12 protein-coding genes are annotated in these 19651 nt (G+C 69.9%); 5 read left to right on the top strand and 7 right to left on the bottom strand.

The features are described from left to right. Window positions 1-17: 17 nt before the first annotated feature. From ABD663_RS08090 to ABD663_RS08075, 4 genes are all read right to left on the bottom strand, one after another. Window positions 18-926: an alpha/beta fold hydrolase gene (locus ABD663_RS08090; protein WP_344737469.1), complete on the bottom strand. Its 909-nt coding sequence runs from the start codon at window positions 924-926 to the stop codon at window positions 18-20. Window positions 927-998: 72 nt separating this feature from the next. Further along, entirely contained in the window at window positions 999-1493 is a 495-nt protein-coding gene (locus ABD663_RS08085; RefSeq protein WP_344737468.1) for a SprT-like domain-containing protein, read from the bottom strand. Between the two features lie 29 nt (window positions 1494-1522). Then, window positions 1523-2050 (bottom strand): hypothetical protein, encoded by a 528-nt coding sequence (locus ABD663_RS08080; protein ID WP_344737467.1) that lies wholly within the window; start codon window positions 2048-2050, stop codon window positions 1523-1525. Window positions 2051-2175: 125 nt separating this feature from the next. Continuing rightward, window positions 2176-3036 carry a spermidine synthase gene (locus ABD663_RS08075; protein ID WP_344737466.1) on the bottom strand — a complete coding sequence of 287 codons (861 nt, stop codon included), beginning with the start codon at window positions 3034-3036 and terminating at the stop codon, window positions 2176-2178. A gap of 68 nt (window positions 3037-3104) precedes the next feature. On the opposite strand from ABD663_RS08075, the gene ABD663_RS08070 reads away from it, so the two are divergent. Beyond that, complete coding sequence (locus tag ABD663_RS08070; protein WP_344737465.1) at window positions 3105-3860, top strand: 5-oxoprolinase subunit PxpA; 756 nt, start codon at window positions 3105-3107, stop codon at window positions 3858-3860. Beyond that, window positions 3854-5464, top strand: coding sequence for a 5-oxoprolinase subunit B/C family protein (locus ABD663_RS08065; protein WP_344737464.1), 1611 nt, complete (start codon window positions 3854-3856; stop codon window positions 5462-5464). The genes ABD663_RS08070 and ABD663_RS08065 overlap by 7 nt, the downstream gene beginning before the upstream one ends. Before the next feature lie 12 nt (window positions 5465-5476). On the opposite strand, the gene ABD663_RS08060 is transcribed toward ABD663_RS08065, so the two are convergent. From ABD663_RS08060 to ABD663_RS08050, 3 genes are read right to left on the bottom strand one after another with little or no spacing between them, the layout of a single operon-like run. Beyond that, the gene (locus ABD663_RS08060) at window positions 5477-8119 is read right to left on the bottom strand and encodes a DUF4062 domain-containing protein (RefSeq protein ID WP_344737463.1); all 2643 of its coding nucleotides are present in this window, start codon (window positions 8117-8119) and stop codon (window positions 5477-5479) included. 7 nt (window positions 8120-8126) lie between these two features. Beyond that, complete coding sequence (locus ABD663_RS08055) at window positions 8127-10787, bottom strand: DUF4062 domain-containing protein (protein WP_344737462.1); 2661 nt, start codon at window positions 10785-10787, stop codon at window positions 8127-8129. A 39-nt stretch (window positions 10788-10826) separates the two neighbouring features. Continuing rightward, window positions 10827-11327, bottom strand: a complete 501-nt coding sequence (locus tag ABD663_RS08050) for a hypothetical protein (RefSeq protein ID WP_344737461.1) — start codon at window positions 11325-11327, stop codon at window positions 10827-10829. A 232-nt stretch (window positions 11328-11559) separates the two neighbouring features. Between ABD663_RS08050 and ABD663_RS08045 the strand changes: the two genes are divergently transcribed. The 3 genes from ABD663_RS08045 to rpoC all read left to right on the top strand — a co-directional run bounded on the left by ABD663_RS08045 (window position 11560) and on the right by rpoC (window position 19610). After that, window positions 11560-11898, top strand: a complete 339-nt coding sequence (locus ABD663_RS08045) for a hypothetical protein (protein ID WP_344737460.1) — start codon at window positions 11560-11562, stop codon at window positions 11896-11898. 300 nt (window positions 11899-12198) lie between these two features. Next, window positions 12199-15693, top strand: a complete 3495-nt coding sequence (rpoB, locus tag ABD663_RS08040; RefSeq protein WP_344737459.1) for a DNA-directed RNA polymerase subunit beta — start codon at window positions 12199-12201, stop codon at window positions 15691-15693. Window positions 15694-15737: 44 nt separating this feature from the next. After that, window positions 15738-19610 carry a DNA-directed RNA polymerase subunit beta' gene (gene rpoC / locus ABD663_RS08035; RefSeq protein WP_344737458.1) on the top strand — a complete coding sequence of 1291 codons (3873 nt, stop codon included), beginning with the start codon at window positions 15738-15740 and terminating at the stop codon, window positions 19608-19610. The last annotated feature ends 41 nt before the right edge of the window (window positions 19611-19651 follow it).

Below are 19651 nucleotides of genomic sequence, written 5' to 3'. Positions count from 1 at the left end.
CAATCGCGTCAGGGCCCTCACTCGGATGCAGGCGGATGGTGGATGCCGCGATGCACCTCGTAGACGCGAGCGTGCGACCGGGCTTCGGGCGGCTGGGTGATGGGCTGGTCCGCCATGAACCGTCGGATCACGTGGGCCAGCTCGCGCGGATGGCTGAAGTTGATCGCGTGCGCCGCGCCGTCGAGGACGACGAGCAGAATGTGGTTGTCGTCCTGCTCGGCGATCTCGCGGATGCGCAGCGCGTGGGGCATGAGGGGATCGCGGGTGCCCAGCACCGCGAGCGTCGGGATGGTCAGCGCGAGCAGACGGTCCAGTGAGGGGAACTCGGTGAGCGCTCGGAACATCTGCAGCGTGCTGGGCACACCGAAGCGCAGGTAGTCGGGCGTGGCGACGCCGACCATGCGGATGGGCTCGCGACCACCGTCGCGGGCGAGCTGGCCGATCGCGCGACCGAGCGGCTGGTTGTAGGCGCCGCCCGCGGGCGAGACCAGCACGGCGCGCTCGATGCGGTCGGGAAAGCGATGGGCGAACTCGACGATGACGGGGCAGCCCATCGAGTTGCCGACGAGCGTCGCCCGCTCGACGCCGCGGTCATCGAGGAAGCGGGCCGCCGCATCCGCCAGATCGGGGATGTCCAGCCGGGTCCCGACGCGACCGCTGCGTCCGAAACCCGGCAGGTCGGGCACGAAGGTGTGGAAGTCGTCGCTGAGCAGTTCGGCGGTGGGCAGCAAGTAGCGGCCCGACAATCCGAAGCCGTGCAGGTGCACCATGACGCGCGCGTCGCCCGACGTCGGCGGGTTCGGCGATTCGCGGTAGAAGACGGGCGCGCCCTCGATCTCGGTCCAGTGCTCGGCCAGAGCGGACGCGGGACGCCGCGGCGTGCGCCGCTTGATGTGCGCGGCGTTGCCCGCGCGGTCACCTCGCATGCCCTGAACGGTACCGTGCCGAACCGGTCTCGGCATCCTGCGATCTGGGCGAACGGCGCGGCGGCGGGCGGGTCAGCCTTCGCGCGGCGTCATCGCGGCGAGCCGTGCCGCCGGCGTGATCTCACGGCGGCGCCAGGCGATGATGTGGGCCTCGTCGAAATGGGGTGCGCACTTCGCACAGGAGGTCGGCCGTGTCGCGCGACGATGCCGGTGCACGACATGCCCGGCGGGGCATGTGCCGACCCACGGTGCGAGCTCGACGGCGGTCTCGCCTCGGTGGGTCGTCCCCCCGACGTAGCCCAGCTCACGCGCGACGGTCTTCCAGCGCGGACCGTGCCCCGCCGCGGGCCCCGCCAGGGCGTGGGCGACCTCGTGCAGCAGCGTCTGGTGGTTGTCGTCGTCGCTGTGGCGCGCGGCGAGATACCGCGAGACGCTGATGCGCTTGCGTGTGTAGTCGCAGAGTCCGGCGCGGCGCTTGGCGTTGTCGAACCCGAACGACCACGAATCGTCGAGGTGGAGGGTGATGAGCGCCTCCGCCCAGCGGCGGACGTCGGAGGGATCTGACATGCGGCGAGAATAGAACAGATCTACGACACTCAGCCGGCCAACGGCGCAGTGGCGCGGCGGCGGTCGGCGGCGTCGATGGCGAGCAGGGTCGACTCGAGCTGATCGTCGGGGGTGCCGGCCTCCTGTCGCAGGAACAGCGCCCGCTTGAAGTCAGCGCGCGCGAGCGAGAAGTCGCCCGCGTCGTAGAAGGTCTTGCCGCGGTGCTGGTACGCGAACGCGGCGATCGCGTTCCACTCCTGGCCCTCGGCCTCGGTGGCGCACGTGGTGAGCTCCTGCTCGGCGGCGGCGAATGCACCGCGGTACTGCAGGATCGTCGCGTGCAGGATACGGGCGCGCAGCAGATCCTTACGGGTGCCGCCCATGCGGGCGACACGCACCGACTCCTCCGAGAGTGCGAGGGCGTCGTCGAGCCGGTCGAGCACCTTCAGCAGCCACACGCGCTCGAGCATCGAGGGGAGGCTCCGCTGCTCCCCGATCTCATCGAGCCGGTCGCGGCAGCGTCGCACATCGACCTTCTCGCGCAGGGTATCCGGGTCGTATCCGAGGATGTAGCTCACCGTCCACTCCTTCCAGGCGGCTGTCGTTCCAGTGTGCCCCGGTGGTTGCGGCATCCGCTCTTCGGCACGCCGCGATGCGCCCCGTCTGGTTCTCTCGCGCGACCCGACGGGGGTGGCGTGGTCGGTCAGCGGTCGAAGACGGATGCCGAGGGTTTGGGCGACGGCGTCGCGTCGACGTCGGTGGCGGGGCGGACCCCGCGCGTGAACTCGTCGAGTTCGGCTCCCTGGGCGACCTTCGCGGGATGCGGGCCGGCCGCCATGAGCCGCGGCAGCCACTCGGTCGGCAGGGGAGAAGGGGACGCCGCGATCACGAGGTTCCCGAAGCGGCGCCCCTTCAGGGTCTGCACCTCGGCGAGCACCACCACGTGCTCGAGCACGGCGCGCACGGTCGCGACCTGCCGGCGTGCGAAGGCGAGTCCGGCGCCGTCGGCGACGTTCACGAGGAGGACGCCGTCAGGCGCGAGCACGCGGGCGGCGTCCGCGAAGAACTCCACCGACGTCAGGTGCGCCGGAGTCTGCGCCCCGGCGTAGACGTCGGAGACGAGCAGGTCGACGTTGCCGACCAGGCCCGCAGGCAGGCGACCGAGTACGTCGCGGGCGTCGCCGATGCGCACCCGGATCGCCGCGCCGCGCGGCAGCGGAAGGTGCGCGCGCACGAAGTCCACGAGCGCCGGCTCGAGCTCGACGACCTGCTGGCGCGATCCCGGGCGCGTGTGCTCGACGTAGCGCGGGATCGTGAACGCACCGGCGCCGAGGTGCACGGCGGTCAGCGGCTGGCCCGGCATCCGCAGCCGGTCGATCACCGCGGCCATCCGCCCGACGTACTCGAAGTGCAGATGCGTCGGATCGTCGAGGTCGACGTGCGACTGCGGAGTGCCGTCGACCTCGAGTTCCCACCCCGGCGCGTAGCGCGATCGAACCAGGCGCGCCTCGCCGCCGTCGGACAGCCGTGCCGACGGAGTCTCCTCGAATCGCGCCCGGGCCATCCCCCTACGCTATCGGCGGTGTGCCGGTCACCCGCTCGGCGGTGGCGCGCGCGGTCTACCGTGGAACCATGCGCGCGATCGATCTGAACGCCGACCTCGGCGAGACGGTCGGCGGTGCGCCCACCGCCGACGACGCGGCGATGTTCGCGGTGATCTCCAGTGCGAGCATCGCGTGCGGCGGGCACGCGGGCGACGCCGTATCGATGCGGACCTCGGTCGAGAGGGCACGCGCGACGGGCGTGGCCGTCGGCGCCCACCCGTCGTATCCCGATCCCGCGAACTTCGGCCGCTCGGCGATGCCGATCGAGGCCGCCGAGCTCGCGGCATCCGTCTGCGCCCAGTTGGCCGCCCTCGTCGACGCCGGCGCCGACGTGCGGTACGTCAAGCCGCACGGCGCGCTCTACCACGCCGTGCTCGCCGACCGAGCGCACGCGGCCGCGGTGGTCGGCGCCGTCGCCGACCTGTCGGACCGGGTCGGTCGACCGGTGCCGATCCTCGGTCTGCACGGCGAGGTGATGCGCGCGGCGGCGAAAGTCGGCATCCCGTTCGTCCTCGAGGCGTTCCTCGACCGCGCATACCTCGCCGACGGGCGCCTGGTTCCGCGCGGCGAGCCGGGGGCCGTGCTCGACGACCCCGCGGCGGCCGCCGACCGGGCCGTGCGCCTGGCCACCGAGGGAACCGTGGTGGCCACCGACGGATCGGTGGTCGAGACGGGGGCGGCGTCGATGTGCGTGCACGGCGATTCGGCGGCGGCCGTCGCGATGGCGCGCGCGGTGCGCGCCGCGCTGGACGGGGCGGGGATCGAGGTGCGTGCGCCGTGGTGATCGAGGTGCGGCTGCTGCCGATGGGCGATCGCGCCGTGCTCGCCGAGGTCGGTTCGCTCGCCGAGGTGTTGGCGCTCCACGCCGCCCTGCAGGCCGCCCTCCCCCTCATCGAGCGGACAGGAACGCACGCTGCGGGCGGCGTGTCGCGGGCATGGTCGTCCGCTCGACCGGTTGAGCTGGTGCCGGCGGCCCGCACCGTGCTCGTCGCGTTCGACCCGGGGCGGATGCCGGTCTCGGCCGTGCGCGGGTGGATCGCCGAGATCGCCGGGCAGGCGGCCGTCGGCGACGCCCCGACGGAGGCGGACGAGGTCGAGGTGCCGGTCGTCTACGACGGCCCCGATCTCGCCGACACCGCGGCTCTGCTGGGCATCGACGTCGGCAGCCTCGTCGCCCGGCACCGTGCGGCGGAGTGGACGGTCGCCTTCACCGGCTTCGCTCCCGGCTTCGGCTACCTCGTGAGCGATGACTGGCCGTACGACGTGCCGCGCCTCGAGTCGCCGCGCACACGGGTTCCCGTCGGCGCGGTCGGGCTGGCGGGAGGCTTCACCGGCGCCTACCCCCGAGAGACGCCCGGCGGGTGGCGACTGATCGCGACGACCGATGCGGTGCTCCTCGATCCGGATGCCGCACAGCCGGCCCTGCTCACCCCCGGCGCACGGGTGAGGTTCCGCGAGTCGGTCGCTTCGGGCCGCGCGACGGCGCGTGCCGCCAGGACCGGCGACCCGACAACGGCCGACTCCGCCTTCACCGTCGTCGAGCCGGGCCTGCTGGCCACCGTCCAGGACCTCGGCCGGCCGGGAGCGGCATCCCTCGGCGTCTCGCACTCCGGTGCGCTCGACCGTGCTGCACTCCGCGCGGCCAACCGGCTCGTCGGCAACGACGAGGACGCCGCGGTGATCGAGGTCACGATGGGCGGCTTCCGTGCGATCGCCGACCGCGACCTCTGGTTCGCCGTCACCGGCGCGTGGGGTCCGATCACCGTCGACGACGAGCCGATCGACCCGTACGACGCCCACGTCTGGCCGCGCGGTCGCGAGCTGCACCTCGACTGGTTCGCGCACGGCGCGCGCGCCTACCTCGCGGTGCGGGGAGGTGTCGGCGGCGCAGCAATCCTCGACTCGAGGTCGACCGACGTGCTGTCCGGTCTCGGCCCTGCGCGGCTCGCCGCGGGCACGCGCATCGCGCCGGCCGGTGCCGCTGCGCGCGAGGTGCCCCCCTCGGTCATCGCGCCCTGGGGCGCGCCGCACGATGACGAGCTCGAAATCGAGCTCGCTCCGGGCCCGCGCGCCGACTGGTTCACCCCCGATGCGCAACGCACCCTGTACGAGTCGGTCTGGACCGTCACCAACGATGCCGACCGCATCGGCATGCGCCTCGACGGACCCGAACTCGCCCGTGCGCGCACCGACGAGCTGCCCAGCGAGGGCATGGTGCCCGGCGCGCTCCAGGTGCCGCCGAGCGGGCGGCCGACCGTGCTCCTGGCGGACGGGCCGGTGACCGGCGGCTACCCCGTCATCGCGGTGGTCGCGGAGGGCTCGCTCGATCTGCTGGCGCAGGCGCGGCCGGGTACGCGCGTGCGCCTGCGGCATGCGCGCCCGGCGTGACCGGCGACCCCCTCACCAGCTGCGCAGCGCGTCCTCTGCCGCGGGGTCGTCGACCCGGGGCAGAGCGAGGGCGACCGCTTCGGTGAGGGTCAGCTCGCGACCCGACGCCTCGCCGGCCGCGACGGATGCGGGGTCTTCGGCGCGCACCCGGGCGAGATGGGCGGGGTGCACGGTGAACGCCTCGACGTCGAAGACGCCGATGCGATGCCGGATCGTCTCTGCCGCCGTGGCGAGCGCGCCGGCCCGCCACGCATCGCCCCGAGCCGCCGCGACCGCGCAGAGCCCCTCGAGACCGTAGGCGACCCCCTCCTCGTAGTGCAGTCGAATCGAGAGCATGAGGGTGCGCACGAACCACTCCTCAGACGCGCCCACGTCGCCGAGGCTGAAGGTGAGGCGAGCGCGCAGGTTGCCGGCCACCGAACTGGTGAACAGGTCGCCGCCCGCATCGGCGATCTCGTACGCGGTCACGAAGTGGGTGAGGGCGTCGTCGGTGCGTCCGGTGACCCAGCACAGGCGTCCGAGAGAGACCTCGGTGATCGCCTCGGCCCAATGGTTGCCCAGGTCGTGCAGCCGCACGACCGCCCGGCGCAATTCCGATTCGGCCTTGTCGACATCGAGGCTCGAGAACTGCACGCGCGAGGTCGCACGTGCGGCGAGGACCATGGCCGCGGCGTCGTCGTCGCCGCTCTCGGTGAACAGTCGCAGGCACTCGCCGAGGCCTGCGACGACCTGCTCGCTGGGGTGCTGCCACATCTCGCCCCACAGCGCGAAGAACCAGGCGACGGCTCGGGTGTGCTGACTGATCGGATGCTGCTTGTCCAGCAGCTCGAGCATCCACAGCCGCACCTCGGCGAAGAACCCGGCGATCCACCAGTAGATGAGCAGGTTCCATGCGAAGGCACCCGCGTCGTCGAGGCGATCGATGTAGATGAGGTGCCGCACGGCCGCACGCAGGTTGGGCAGCTCGAGTTCGAGCTGCGCCACCGCCTCGGCCTGCCCGCGCCCACCGAGGTCGGGCGCGATGCGGGCGACGAGCCCGGAATAGTAGTCGGCGTGGGCCGCGCGCATGCGATCGGCGGCTCCGTTGTCCTTCAGCCGGCCGATCGCGTACTCGCGCACGATCGCCAGCAGCGAGAACACCGCGCGGCCGCGATTGTCGACCTGCTTGACCAGCGAAGCGTCGACCAGCGCGGCCAGCGATTCGATCGCCGTGCCGTCCCAGCTGCGGCCGCGCCCGAGCGCCTCGACGGCGTCGAGGGTGAACTGGCGGGCGAAGACACCGAGATCCTCGAGCATCTCGCGCTGCGCCTCCGGAAGCAGACCGACGCTCCAATCGATCGTCGCCCGCATCGTGCGGTGCCGGTCGGGAAGATCGCGCACGGCCGCGGTCAGCAGCGGCAGACTCTGCTCCAGCCGCTGTGCGATCTGGCGTGGGGCCAGCATCCGCGTCTTCGCCGCGGCGAGCTCGATCGCCAGCGGCAGCCCGTCGAGCCGGCGGCAGATGTCGCTGATGTCGCCGGCGTTGTCGTCGGTGAGCTCGAACCCCGGCTTCGCCGACGCGGCACGGTCGACGAACAGGGCGCACGCCGGCGATCGCCGGGCGCGCTCGAGCGTGGCCGGAGCCGAGGCTTCCGGCGGCGGCAGCGTATCCACCTCGTACACGCGCTCGCCGCGGATGCGCAGCACCACGCGACTGGTCACCAGGAAGGTGGCGTCCGGCGCAAGGGTGTACAGCCCCACCAGCACCGGCGCCGCGGTGACGATCTGCTCGAAGTTGTCGAGCACGAGCAGCACCTGCCGGTCGGCGAGCGCATGGGCGATGCGCTCCTCGAGTGCGGCCTCCCCGTTGTCGCGGATGCCGAGGGTGAACGCGATCGTCGGCAGGAGGAGCCCGGGTTCGAGCACACCCTCGAGCGGCACGAAGTAGACGCCGTCCCGGAAGAGGTCGTCCGAGGCGCGCGCGACCTCGATCCCCAACCGGCTCTTGCCGATGCCGCCGGGTCCGATGAGGCTGACGACGCGATCCTCACGACGGCGCAGCAGTTCGCGGATGTCGGAGATCTCGCGCTCGCGGCCGATCGTCGTCGTGTACGGAACCGGCACCCGCGCGGTGAGCGAACCGGACGCCGCCGAGAGGTCGATGTCCTCGCCGGCGATGGCGTCATACTCGCGGGATTCGTCGAACCGTTCTGCCAGCAGGGTGGCCAGGTCGCCTGCCACTTTGTCGGCGAGGTCGTCGGGGGTGGTGAAGGGGAGGTAGGCGGCGGTGTCGTCGTCGCGGATGCGGGTGATGAGGGTGTCGAGGCGGGGGTCCCGGTGGTCGAGGGTCTTGATGTAGATGAGTTTGGGCATGCCGGGCGGGGCGAGGTTGTATTCGTCTTCGAGTCCGGAGACGGTTTCGTCGGGGGCGACCCAGCCGTAGCTTTCGGCGTAGATGCCGATGAAGATGTCGCTTTGGGCGAGGTAGGAGCGGTAGAGCTCGCGGGGTGGGTGGGGGCGTGCGCCGAGTTCGAACATGACGGGGGCCAGGCGGAGGCGTTCGATGGCGGTGCGGACGGCGGCGCGTTCGGGTGCGAGCTCGCGCAGGGTCGAGCTGACGAACACCCGGATCCGCTGGTCGGGGGTGCGGATCGCGGGCCTCCGGGCCCCGGTCATGACCACATCATGGCGCGCGAGGTGCCGTCATGCCAGACATCTCGGCGCGGCGCGTCGCCTGTTCGCGTGCGTGCAGCACGTGCTCGCGCGCGCGCTCCGCGGCTTCGTAGGCGCCCAGCTCCGCGCCCTCGGCTTCGCCCTCGTCCACGAGTGCGGCCGTGGCGGGGTCGCCGCGCAGCCGCTCGAGGAACGCCGCGTGGTAGAGGAACGGGGGTGCGTCGACGACGGCCGTGTGCTGTCGGATCGTCGTCGCAGCGCCCGAGAGCACCCCGGCATGATGCGCGTCGCCGCGTGCGGCCGCCACCGCGCAGAGGCCCTCGAGCGAGTAGGCGAGACCCTCATCGTGGCGCAGCATCTCGGAGCCTGCCATACCGTGCAGGTAGGCATCCTCGGCCTCGTCGAGGCGCCCCTCCAGCAGCCGCATGCGCCCCAGATGGTGCAGGGCGATCGTGCCGGCGAATCGCTCGCCGCTGCGCTGCGACGCGTCGACCGCCCGTTCGAACAGCGCGGATGCCTCGTGGAGGCGCTGCCCGAGAAGAGCGAGCCGACCGAGCGCCACGAGCGCGAGGCATGAGCCCCACCCCGCGCCTTCGGCATCGAACCGCCGCGCGGCCTCGGTGAGCCGAGCGGTCGAGACCGTGACATCGGGTTCGCTGTGGTTCATCTCCGCGACCGACGCCACGGTGAGGGTCATGGCGACGCCGAGGCGGTCTCCCTGGGATGCGAATGTCTCCGCCGCGTCGATGAGGGATGCCGCGACCTGTCGGCTGTGCGGCTGCCACATGTCGCGCCAGCCGACGTAGAAGGCGACGATCGCCCGCACCCGGTCGGATGCCGAATCGGCCGTGCGGCCCAGCAGCTCCTCCATCCAGGTCGCGACCTCGGTGAGGTAGCCGCCCACCCACCAGAAGATGTACAGCCGCCACGCGATGTCGGCGGCTGTCTCGGCATCGCCTCGGGCGACCAGCTGCCGCACCCCGGCACGCAGATTGCTGCGCTCGAGGGTGAGGCGTGTCACCGCCTCCGCCTGGCCCTCGCCGCCCAGCAGCGGCGCCTGCTCGCGGGTCAGCTGCGCATAGACCTCGGCGTGGGCGTCCCGCACCTCCTGCTCGCGGCCTTCGGAGCTCAAGGCGGCGAGCCCGTGCTCGCGCACGCTGACCAGCAGCGAGAACACGATCTGACCGTCGACCTCGGCCTGCGAGACCAGCGACGAGTCGACGAGCGACTCCATCGCGGCGAACACGTCGAAGTCCCACCGGCGCAGTCGGCTCAGCCGTTCGACGGAGTCCAGGGTGAAGCCCGGCGAGAACGCGGCCAGCTCTCGCAGCATCGTCCGCGCGGACTCGTCGAGCAGATCGGTGGACCAGTCGATCGTGCTGCGCAGCGTGCGCTGTCGCGGGGGCAGATCGCGTGACGCGTCCACGAGCAGAGTGAGCTGGTGATCCAGGCGGCGGAGGATCTCGGCGGGCGGCAGTGTGCGGGTTCGGGCCGCGGCGAGTTCGAGGGCGAGCGGGACCCCGTCGAGCGCATCGCAGATCCCGACGATCGCGGCCAGGTTCGTGTCCGTCACGGAGAACCGCGGGTTGGCGGCGGCCGCACGCTGGACGAACAGCGCCACCGCCGGTGCCTCGCGTGCGCGCTGGAGCGAGTACGGCGCGTCGGGATCCTTGGTCGGCAGCGGCGGCACTTCGACGACCTGCTCGCCGCGGATGCGCAGCACGGCACGGCTGGTCACCAGGAACACCGCATCCGGGGCGACCGTGTACAGACTCACCAGGATGGGCGCGGCCGACACGATCTGCTCGAAGTTGTCGAGCAGGATCAGCATCCGGCGTCCCGCGAGCGCGCGGGCGAGCCGCTGCTCGAGGGGGAGTCCGGGGCCGTCACGCACTCCGAGCGCATAGCCGATCGTCGCCAGCAGCAGCTCCGGCTCGAGCACGTTCTCGAGCGGCACGAACACCGTCCCGTCGGGGAAGTGCTCGGCCGCCCGCTCGGCGACCGCGATGGCCAGACGGCTCTTGCCGATGCCGCCGGGGCCGACGAGCGTGACCACGCGGCTGCCGGATGCGGCCAGCATCCCCACCACGTCGTCGACGAGCCGGTCGCGCCCCACGATCCGCGTGTAGGCCACCGGCACGCGCGCGAGCAGGTCTCTCACCTGGTCCTCGGCGACGGTCTCGGCGCGTGCCGCATCGAACCGTTCGGCCAGCAGCGTCGCCAGATCGGACAGCACGTGCTCGGCGAGGTCGTCGGGGGTGGTGAAGGGGAGGTAGGCGGCGGTGTCGTCGTCGCGGATGCGGGTGATGAGGGTGTCGAGGCGGGGGTCCCGGTGGTCGAGGGTCTTGATGTAGATGAGTTTGGGCATGCCGGGCGGGGCGAGGTTGTATTCGTCTTCGAGTCCGGAGACGGTTTCGTCGGGGGCGACCCAGCCGTAGCTTTCGGCGTAGATGCCGATGAAGATGTCGCTTTGGGCGAGGTAGGAGCGGTAGAGCTCGCGGGGTGGGTGGGGGCGTGCGCCGAGTTCGAACATGACGGGGGCCAGGCGGAGGCGTTCGATGGCGGTGCGGACGGCGGCGCGTTCGGGTGCGAGCTCGCGCAGGGTCGAGCTGACGAACACCCGGATCCGCTGGTCGGGGGTGCGGATCGCGGGCCTCCGGGCCCCGGTCATGACCACATCATGGCGCGACCGACCCGGCCGCACCAGAGGTCAGGGCTTGTACCAGGTCGTCCTCGCGCTCACCGTGCCGTCGAAATTGCGCTTCACCGTCGTCTTGGAGCCGCCGTCCTCCCACGTCTGCTCGGTCCCGTCGGCGTTGGAGGTCGGCTCCGACCCGTACTCGCGGGAGTACCAGTCGGAGAGCTCGTCCTCGTGCTCTCCGTCGTAGTGGTACTCCTCGGTCGCGGACTGCTGTCCGTCGCCGTCCGTGGAATGGAACGCGTAGGGGTCGTCGTCGAGCGGTTCGATGTCGGGCGGTGGCTGCTGGTAGGTGTCCCAGTCGTCGCGCGCCTCGCGCATGCCTTCCTCGTACTCGGGATCGCCCTGGTCGGGTTGGGTGTCCTCGACGGCTTCCTGCACCTCGTCGATGGCCTCGCGGGCCTGGTCGAACAGATCGTTGAGATCCTCGGGCTGCATGTCGCCGCACCCGGTCAGAGCCAGCGCGATCGCGACCACCCCGCCGGCGACGAGCATCCGTCGAGGCGCGCGCACGCGTGTGTTCCTTCTGTTCACGGCCGTCCCCCAGTCGTGTTCGTCGGTGCGCGCCACGCTAGCAGCGGGCTGCGCGGGCCGACAAGGGAGGCCGGCCGTCGCGGGCGCCGAACCCCCTCTTCCGCCGCCGCTCCGACGGGAGTATCGTCCCGCGATGGCGGCACCGATGCGGGTGTCTCCCGCCCGGTGGTCTGGGTGCATCGGGCGTACCTCACCTGGGAAGGGGAACGCGATGAAGAAGGCTCTGGTGTGCGCGGCTGCGGCCGTCGCGCTGGTGTTCGGCAGCGGCGGCGCCGCGATGGCCGGTGAAGTCAACGGGAAGGGCGATCCGATCGGGGCACCGGGGAAGGCGGCGTCCGAGTGCGTGTACTCGGGACTGGACACGCTCGACTCGATCGAGAACGCTCCGGGGTCGCCCGGCTACGACCCGATGTTCGACGATGACGCGCTGGCTGTGCGCGGCAATCAGAAGCACGGCTTCCACGGCGTGCAGAACTACGGCATGTTCAAGAGGGCCGGCATCGACATCGGCATCAACCCCGGCATGGCCTGTCGCGGCACCGGCGGCTGAGACCCGCGAACACAGGGATCCCCGGGCCGCGGTGCCTGGGGATCCCCGTGTTCGCGCGACTTATACCGGAGGATGAAAGGCTCGTCAAGGCGAGGACTGGACACGCAGCCGGAATGGACGTATAGTCGGTAGTTGCGCTCCTGGATTCCCCCTGCCTTCATATGGTGGTCGGCTGTGCCTGCGCGCCCCCGTCCCGCGGACAACCGCGATCGGGTAGCGGCGCCGGGCTTCGGGGATGACCGAGCGTTCAGCCCCTACGACAAGGAATCGAGCCCACTCGGGCCCATGGAGGTTATCCCCTTGGCTGCTGCGCGCAACGCATCCAACCCCACCACCACCAAGAACGGCCGAGGCGCACCCCGCCTCTCGTTCGCCAAGATCTCCGACACGCTGACGGTCCCCGACCTGCTGGCGCTTCAGACGGAGTCCTTCGACTGGCTCGTCGGCAACGACACCTGGAAGGCCCGGGTCGCCGAGGCCAAGGCCGCCGGTCGTACGGACGTGCCCGAGATCAGCGGCCTCGAGGAGATCTTCGAGGAGATCTCGCCGATCGAGGACCTGAGCGAGACCATGCAGCTCTCGTTCACCAACCCCTACATCGAGCCCGAGAAGTACTCGATCGAGGAGTGCAAGGAGCGCGGCAAGACCTACGCCGCTCCGCTGTACGTCGAAGCCGAGTTCATGAATCACCAGACCGGTGAGATCAAGACGCAGACGGTCTTCATGGGCGACTTCCCGCTCCAGACCGCCAAGGGAACGTTCATCATCAACGGCACCGAGCGTGTCGTCGTCTCGCAGCTGGTGCGTTCCCCCGGTGTCTACTTCGACAAGACGCCCGACAAGACCAGCGACAAGGACATCGTCTCGGCCCGCATCATCCCCAGCCGCGGCGCCTGGCTCGAGTTCGAGATCGACAAGCGCGACCAGGTCGGCGTGCGCATCGACCGCAAGCGCAAGCAGTCGGTCACCGTCTTCCTCAAGGCCCTGGGCCTTTCCAGCGAAGACATCCTCAGCGAGTTCGCGGGCTTCGACTCCATCGAGGAGACGCTTTCGAAGGACACGATCCTCACCAAGGAGGACGCGCTCCGCGACATCTACCGCAAGCTCCGTCCGGGTGAGCAGGTCGCCGCCGAGGCCGCGCGTGCGCTGCTGGACAACTTCTACTTCAACCCCAAGCGCTACGACCTGGCGAAGGTGGGTCGCTACAAGATCAACCAGAAGCTGGGTCTCGAGTCGGCTCTGACCGAGTCGGTGCTGAGCGTCGAGGACATCGTCGCGACGATCAAGTACCTGGTGCGCCTGCACCGCGGCGACACGACGTTCGACGGCATCCGTCGCGGCAAGCCCGCCGAGATCCGTCTCGACGTCGACGACATCGACAACTTCGGCAACCGTCGCATCCGCGCGGTGGGCGAGCTGATCCAGAACCAGGTGCGCACCGGTCTCTCGCGCATGGAGCGCGTCGTCCGCGAGCGCATGACCACGCAGGACATCGAGGCGATCACGCCGCAGACCCTGATCAACGTGCGGCCCGTCGTCGCCGCGATCAAGGAGTTCTTCGGGACCTCGCAGCTGTCGCAGTTCATGGACCAGAACAACCCGCTCGCGGGTCTGACCAACAAGCGCCGCCTCTCGGCGCTCGGCCCCGGCGGACTCTCGCGCGAGCGCGCCGGTGTCGAGGTGCGCGACGTCCACCCGTCGCACTACGGCCGCATGTGCCCGATCGAGACGCCGGAAGGCCCGAACATCGGTCTGATCGGCGCGCTCGCGTCGTTCGCGCGCGTCAACTCCTTCGGCTTCATCGAGACGCCGTACCGCCGCGTCGAGGACGGCCGTGTCACCGACACGATCGACTACCTCACCGCGAGCGAGGAGGAGAACTTCATCGTCGCGCAGGCCAACGCGCCGCTGAAGGCCGACGGCCACTTCCAGGAGACCCGCGTGCTCGCCCGCAAGAAGGGCGGCGAGGTCGACCTGTTCCCGGCCGAGGACATCGGCTACATGGACGTCTCGCCGCGCCAGATGGTGTCGGTCGCGACGTCGCTCATCCCGTTCCTCGAGCACGACGACGCCAACCGCGCGCTCATGGGCGCCAACATGCAGCGTCAGGCCGTGCCGCTCGTTCGCTCCGAGTCGCCGCTGGTCGGCACCGGCATGGAGAGCTACGCCGCCGTCGACGCCCGTGACGTCATCATCAACGAGAAGGCCGGTGTCGTCGTCGAGGTCTCGGCCGATGTGGTCTCGGTGCAGCTCGACGAGGGCGGCACCAAGGAGTACTTCCTGCGCAAGTTCGACCGCTCCAACCAGGGCACGAGCTACAACCAGCGGGTCATCGTCTCTGCGGGCGACCGCGTCGAGGTCGGCGAGGTGCTGGCCGACGGCCCGGCGACCGAAGAGGGCGAGCTCGCGCTCGGCAAGAACCTCCTCGTGGCGTTCATGCCGTGGGAGGGCCACAACTTCGAGGACGCGATCATCCTGAGCCAGGACCTGGTGAAGGACGACACCCTCTCGTCGATCCACATCGAGGAGTACGAGGTCGACGCGCGCGACACGAAGCTCGGCAAGGAGGAGATCACCCGTGACCTCCCCAACGTCAGCCCCGACCTGCTGAAGGACCTCGACGAGCGCGGCATCATCCGCATCGGCGCCGAGGTGCGTCCCGGCGACATCCTCGTCGGCAAGGTCACGCCCAAGGGCGAGACCGAGCTGAGCGCTGAGGAGCGCCTGCTGCGCGCGATCTTCAACGAGAAGAGCCGCGAGGTGCGCGACACGTCGCTGAAGGTCCCGCACGGCGAGGCCGGCACGATCATCGCGGTCAAGGAGTTCAACGCCGAGGAGGGCGACGACGAGCTGGGCTCGGGCGTCAACCGCCGCGTCGTGGTCTACATCGCCCAGAAGCGCAAGATCACGGAAGGCGACAAGCTCGCCGGTCGCCACGGCAACAAGGGCGTCATCGCCAAGATCCTCCCGGTCGAGGACATGCCGTTCCTCGCTGACGGGACCCCGGTCGACGCCATCCTCAACCCGCTCGGCATCCCCGGCCGCATGAACTTCGGCCAGGTGCTCGAGACGCACCTCGGGTGGATCGCGAAGCAGGGCTGGAAGGTCGAGGGCACCCCGGAGTGGGCGGCGACGCTCCCCGAGGTGGCTCGCGAGGCTGCGCCCGGCACCAAGGTCGCGACCCCCGTGTTCGACGGTGCGCGCGAGGAGGAGATCGCGGGTCTGCTCGACTCGACGCTGCCCACGCGTGACGGCGAGCGCCTCATCGACTCCAGCGGCAAGACGCAGCTGTTCGACGGCCGCTCCGGCGAGCCGTTCCCGGCTCCGATCTCGGTCGGATACATGTACATCCTGAAGCTGCACCACCTCGTCGACGACAAGATCCACGCGCGTTCGACGGGTCCGTACTCGATGATCACCCAGCAGCCGCTCGGTGGTAAGGCGCAGTTCGGCGGTCAGCGCTTCGGCGAGATGGAGGTGTGGGCACTCGAGGCCTACGGTGCCGCGTACGCGCTGCAGGAGCTCCTCACGATCAAGTCCGACGACATCCTCGGCCGCGTCAAGGTGTACGAGGCCATCGTCAAGGGTGAGAACATCCAGGAGCCCGGCATCCCCGAGTCCTTCAAGGTGCTCATGAAGGAGATGCAGTCGCTCTGCCTGAACGTCGAGGTGCTCTCGGCAGACGGCACCGCGGTGAACCTGCGCGAGACCGACGACGACGCGTACCGCGCCGCCGAAGAGCTCGGCATCAACCTCTCCACCCGGTTCGAGTCCTCGTCCATCGACGAGATCTGACCCGACCGATTCGACTCACACAGAATTCCGACACAGGAGAACCAGTGCTCGACGCAACAACTTTCGATGAGCTTCGTATCGGTCTGGCCACCGCCGACGACATCCGTCGTTGGTCCTATGGCGAGGTCAAGAAGCCCGAGACCATCAACTACCGCACCCTGAAGCCCGAGAAGGACGGCCTCTTCGGAGAGCAGATCTTCGGGCCCTCCCGCGACTGGGAGTGCGCGTGCGGCAAGTACAAGCGCGTCCGCTTCAAGGGCATCGTCTGCGAGCGCTGCGGCGTGGAGGTCACCAAGTCCTCCGTCCGCCGCGAGCGGATGGGCCACATCGAGCTGGCCGCGCCCGTCACCCACATCTGGTACTTCAAGGGCGTGCCCTCGCGCCTGGGGTACCTGCTCGACATGGCGCCGAAGGACCTCGAGAAGGTCATCTACTTCGCCGCCTACATGGTGATCTCGGTCGACGAGGATGCTCGTCACCGCGACCTCGCCACGCACGAGAACAACCTCCGTCTCGAGATCAAGAACCTCGGCGACCGCCGTGACGCCCGCATCGCCGCGCGTCTGGCCAAGCTCGAGGAAGAGCTCGCGGCGCTCGAGGAGGAGGGCGCCAAGGCCGACCAGAAGAAGAAGGTCAAGGACGCCGCCGAGAAGGACATGGCGGCCACCCGCAAGGGTGCCGACGAGCAGATCGCGAAGCTCGAGCGCGTGTGGGAGGACTTCCGCACCCTCGAGGTCGGCGCCCTCAAGCCCGAGGACGACGTCTTCCACGAGCTGCAGGACCGCTTCGGACAGTACTTCGAGGCCTACATGGGCGCCGAGTCGATCCAGCGTCGCCTCGCGGCGTTCGACCTGCAGGCCGAGGCCGACAGCCTGCACCTGCAGATCTCGGAGGGCAAGGGCCAGCGCAAGATCCGCGCCATCAAGCGCCTGAAGGTCGTCAACTCGTTCCTGACGACGGGCACGAGCCCCGCATCGATGGTCCTCGACGTCGTCCCGGTGATCCCGCCGGAACTGCGCCCGATGGTGCAGCTCGACGGCGGCCGCTTCGCGACCTCCGACCTGAACGACCTCTACCGCCGCGTGATCAACCGCAACAACCGCCTTCGTCGCCTGATCGACCTCGGTGCCCCCGAGATCATCGTCAACAACGAGAAGCGGATGCTGCAGGAGGCCGTCGACGCACTCTTCGACAACGGCCGTCGCGGCCGCCCGGTCACCGGCACCGGCAACCGCGCGCTGAAGTCGCTGAGCGACATGCTCAAGGGCAAGCAGGGCCGGTTCCGCCAGAACCTGCTCGGCAAGCGCGTGGACTACTCGGGCCGCTCGGTGATCGTCGTCGGTCCCCAGCTCAAGCTGCACCAGTGCGGTCTGCCGAAGCAGATGGCGCTCGAGCTGTTCAAGCCGTTCGTCATCAAGCGCCTGATCGATCTCGGTCACTCGCAGAACATCAAGGCGGCCAAGCGCGCCGTCGAGCGCACGCGTCCCGAGGTGTGGGACGTGCTCGAGGAGATCATCCGCGAGCGCCCCGTGCTGCTCAACCGCGCGCCCACGCTGCACCGCCTCGGCATCCAGGCCTTCGAGCCGCAGCTGGTCGAGGGCAAGGCCATCCAGCTCCACCCGCTGGTGTGCGCGGCGTTCAACGCCGACTTCGACGGTGACCAGATGGCGGTGCACCTGCCGCTGTCGGTCGAGGCGCAGGCCGAGGCCCGCATCCTGATGCTGGCGTCGAACAACATCCTGAAGCCGTCGGACGGCCGCCCGGTGACCCTGCCCTCGCAGGACATGATCATCGGTCTGCACCACCTCACGACGCTGCGCGAGGGCGCCGCCGGCGAGGGTCGCGTGTTCGGGTCGGTGTCGGAGGCGATCCTGGCGAAGGACGAGGGCACCCTCGACCTGCAGGCCAAGGTCCGCATCCGCATCCCGGGTCTGACGTTCCTCGAGGGCGAAGGCCCCGAGGGCTACGAGCGCCACGGCCTGGTCGACACCAGCCTGGGCCAGGCGATCTTCAACGACGCGCTGCCCAAGGGCTACCCGTTCGTGCGCGAGCAGGCCGACAAGGGCAAGCTGTCGCAGATCGTCAACAAGCTGGCCGAGGAGTACCCGAAGGTCGAGGTCGCCGCGACGCTCGACCGGATCAAGGACGCCGGCTTCCACTGGGCCACCCGCTCGGGTGTCACCGTGGCGCTGAGCGACATCCTCACCCCGCCCGAGAAGGCCGAGATCGTCGCCAAGCACGAGAAGGCCGCGGCGAAGGCCCAGGCGCAGTTCGAGAAGGGCCTCACGACCGACGCCGAGCGTCGTCAGGAGCTCATCAAGATCTGGACCGAGGCCACCGACGAGGTGCAGGTCGCGATGAAGGCGAACTTCCCCGCCGACAACACGATCAACCGCATGGTCAGCTCCGGCGCCCGTGGTAACTGGCTGCAGATCCGCAACATCGCCGGTATGCGCGGCCTGGTGAACAACCCCAAGGGTGAGATCATCCCGCGTCCGATCATCTCGTCGTACCGCGAGGGACTGTCGGTGGCGGAGTACTTCATCGCCACGCACGGTGCCCGCAAGGGTCTCGCCGACACCGCGCTGCGCACCGCCGACTCGGGCTACCTCACCCGTCGCCTGGTGGACGTGTCGCAGGACGTCATCATCCGCGAGGAGGACTGCGGCACCGTCAAGGGCCTCGACCTGCCGATCGCGACGATGAACGCCGACGGCGGCCTCGTGAAGGACCCGAACGTCGAGAACTCGGTGTTCGCGCGGACGCTCGCCGCCGACGTGGTCGACGCCCAGGGCGCCGTGCTCGCAGCCGCCGGCGACGACGTGGGCGACGTGCTCATCGACAAGCTCGTCGAGGGCGGCATCGAGTCCATCAAGGTGCGCTCGGTGCTCACGTGCGACTCGGCCGTCGGTGTCTGCGCGAAGTGCTACGGCCGCTCGCTCGCGACGGGCAAGATCGTCGACATCGGCGAGGCGGTCGGCATCATCGCCGCCCAGTCGATCGGTGAGCCCGGAACCCAGCTGACGATGCGTACGTTCCACACCGGTGGTTCTGCTTCGGCCGATGACATCACGCAGGGTCTTCCCCGCGTGCAGGAGCTGTTCGAGGCTCGCACCCCGAAGGGGGCGTCGCCGATCGCCGAGTCGGACGGTCGCATCACGATCGAAGAGACCGACAGGTCGAAGAAGGTCATCCTGACCCCCGACAACGGCGACGAGGCGCACGTGTACCCCGTGCTCAAGCGCGCGACGCTGCTGGTCGAGGACGGCCAGCACGTCACGGTCGGTCAGCCGCTGCAGGTCGGAACGCTCGACCCCAAGGAGGTCATGCGCGTGCAGGGTGCCCGCGAGGTGCAGAAGTACCTCGTCGGCGGCGTGCAGGGCGTGTACCGCTCGCAGGGTGTGCCGATCCACGACAAGCACATCGAGGTCATCGTGCGCCAGATGCTGCGCAAGGTCACGGTCGTCGACCACGGCGACACGAGCCTGCTGCCCGGTGAGATGGTCGACGCGAAGCGCTACCAGTCGATCAACCGCGAGACGGTCGCCGCCGGCAAGCGTCCCGCCTCGGGACGCCCCGAGCTGATGGGCATCACCAAGGCGTCGCTGGCCACCGAGTCGTGGCTGTCGGCGGCGTCGTTCCAGGAGACGACCCGCGTGCTCACGCAGGCCGCCATGGAGGGCAAGAGCGATCCGCTCGTCGGCCTCAAGGAGAACGTCATCATCGGAAAGCTCATCCCCGCCGGAACCGGACTCGCGAAGTACCGCAACGTCACGGTCGAGGCGACGGAGGAGGCCAAGAGCGAGCGGTACCCCAACCGCATCTTCGCCTCGGACGGCGCCTACAGCGACGCTGATCTGAGCTACGTCGACTTCGACAGCTTCTCCACCGACGGCGACTTCACGTCGTATAACTGATCGGCAACATGTTGCGAAGGGCCCCGGGACCACCCCGGGGC

The sequence above is a fragment of the Microbacterium awajiense genome (genome assembly GCF_039536545.1).
In the GTDB taxonomy this organism is placed as follows: domain Bacteria; phylum Actinomycetota; class Actinomycetes; order Actinomycetales; family Microbacteriaceae; genus Microbacterium; species Microbacterium awajiense.
The sequence above is the reverse complement of the archived record's forward strand: the minus strand, read 5'-3'. Positions and strand labels throughout refer to the sequence as shown.

Excerpts from the sequence above, each read along its gene's own strand:
- ABD663_RS08085 (WP_344737468.1), bottom strand. The coding sequence starts at position 1,493 with ATGTCAGATCCCTCCGACGTCCGCCGCTGGGCGGAGGCGCTCATCACC.
- ABD663_RS08070 (WP_344737465.1), top strand. The coding sequence starts at position 3,105 with ATGCGCGCGATCGATCTGAACGCCGACCTCGGCGAGACGGTCGGCGGT.
- ABD663_RS08060 (WP_344737463.1), bottom strand. The coding sequence starts at position 8,119 with ATGACCGGGGCCCGGAGGCCCGCGATCCGCACCCCCGACCAGCGGATC.
- ABD663_RS08055 (WP_344737462.1), bottom strand. The coding sequence starts at position 10,787 with ATGACCGGGGCCCGGAGGCCCGCGATCCGCACCCCCGACCAGCGGATC.
- ABD663_RS08075 (WP_344737466.1), bottom strand. The coding sequence starts at position 3,036 with ATGGCCCGGGCGCGATTCGAGGAGACTCCGTCGGCACGGCTGTCCGAC.
- ABD663_RS08045 (WP_344737460.1), top strand. The coding sequence starts at position 11,560 with ATGAAGAAGGCTCTGGTGTGCGCGGCTGCGGCCGTCGCGCTGGTGTTC.
- ABD663_RS08090 (WP_344737469.1), bottom strand. The coding sequence starts at position 926 with ATGCGAGGTGACCGCGCGGGCAACGCCGCGCACATCAAGCGGCGCACG.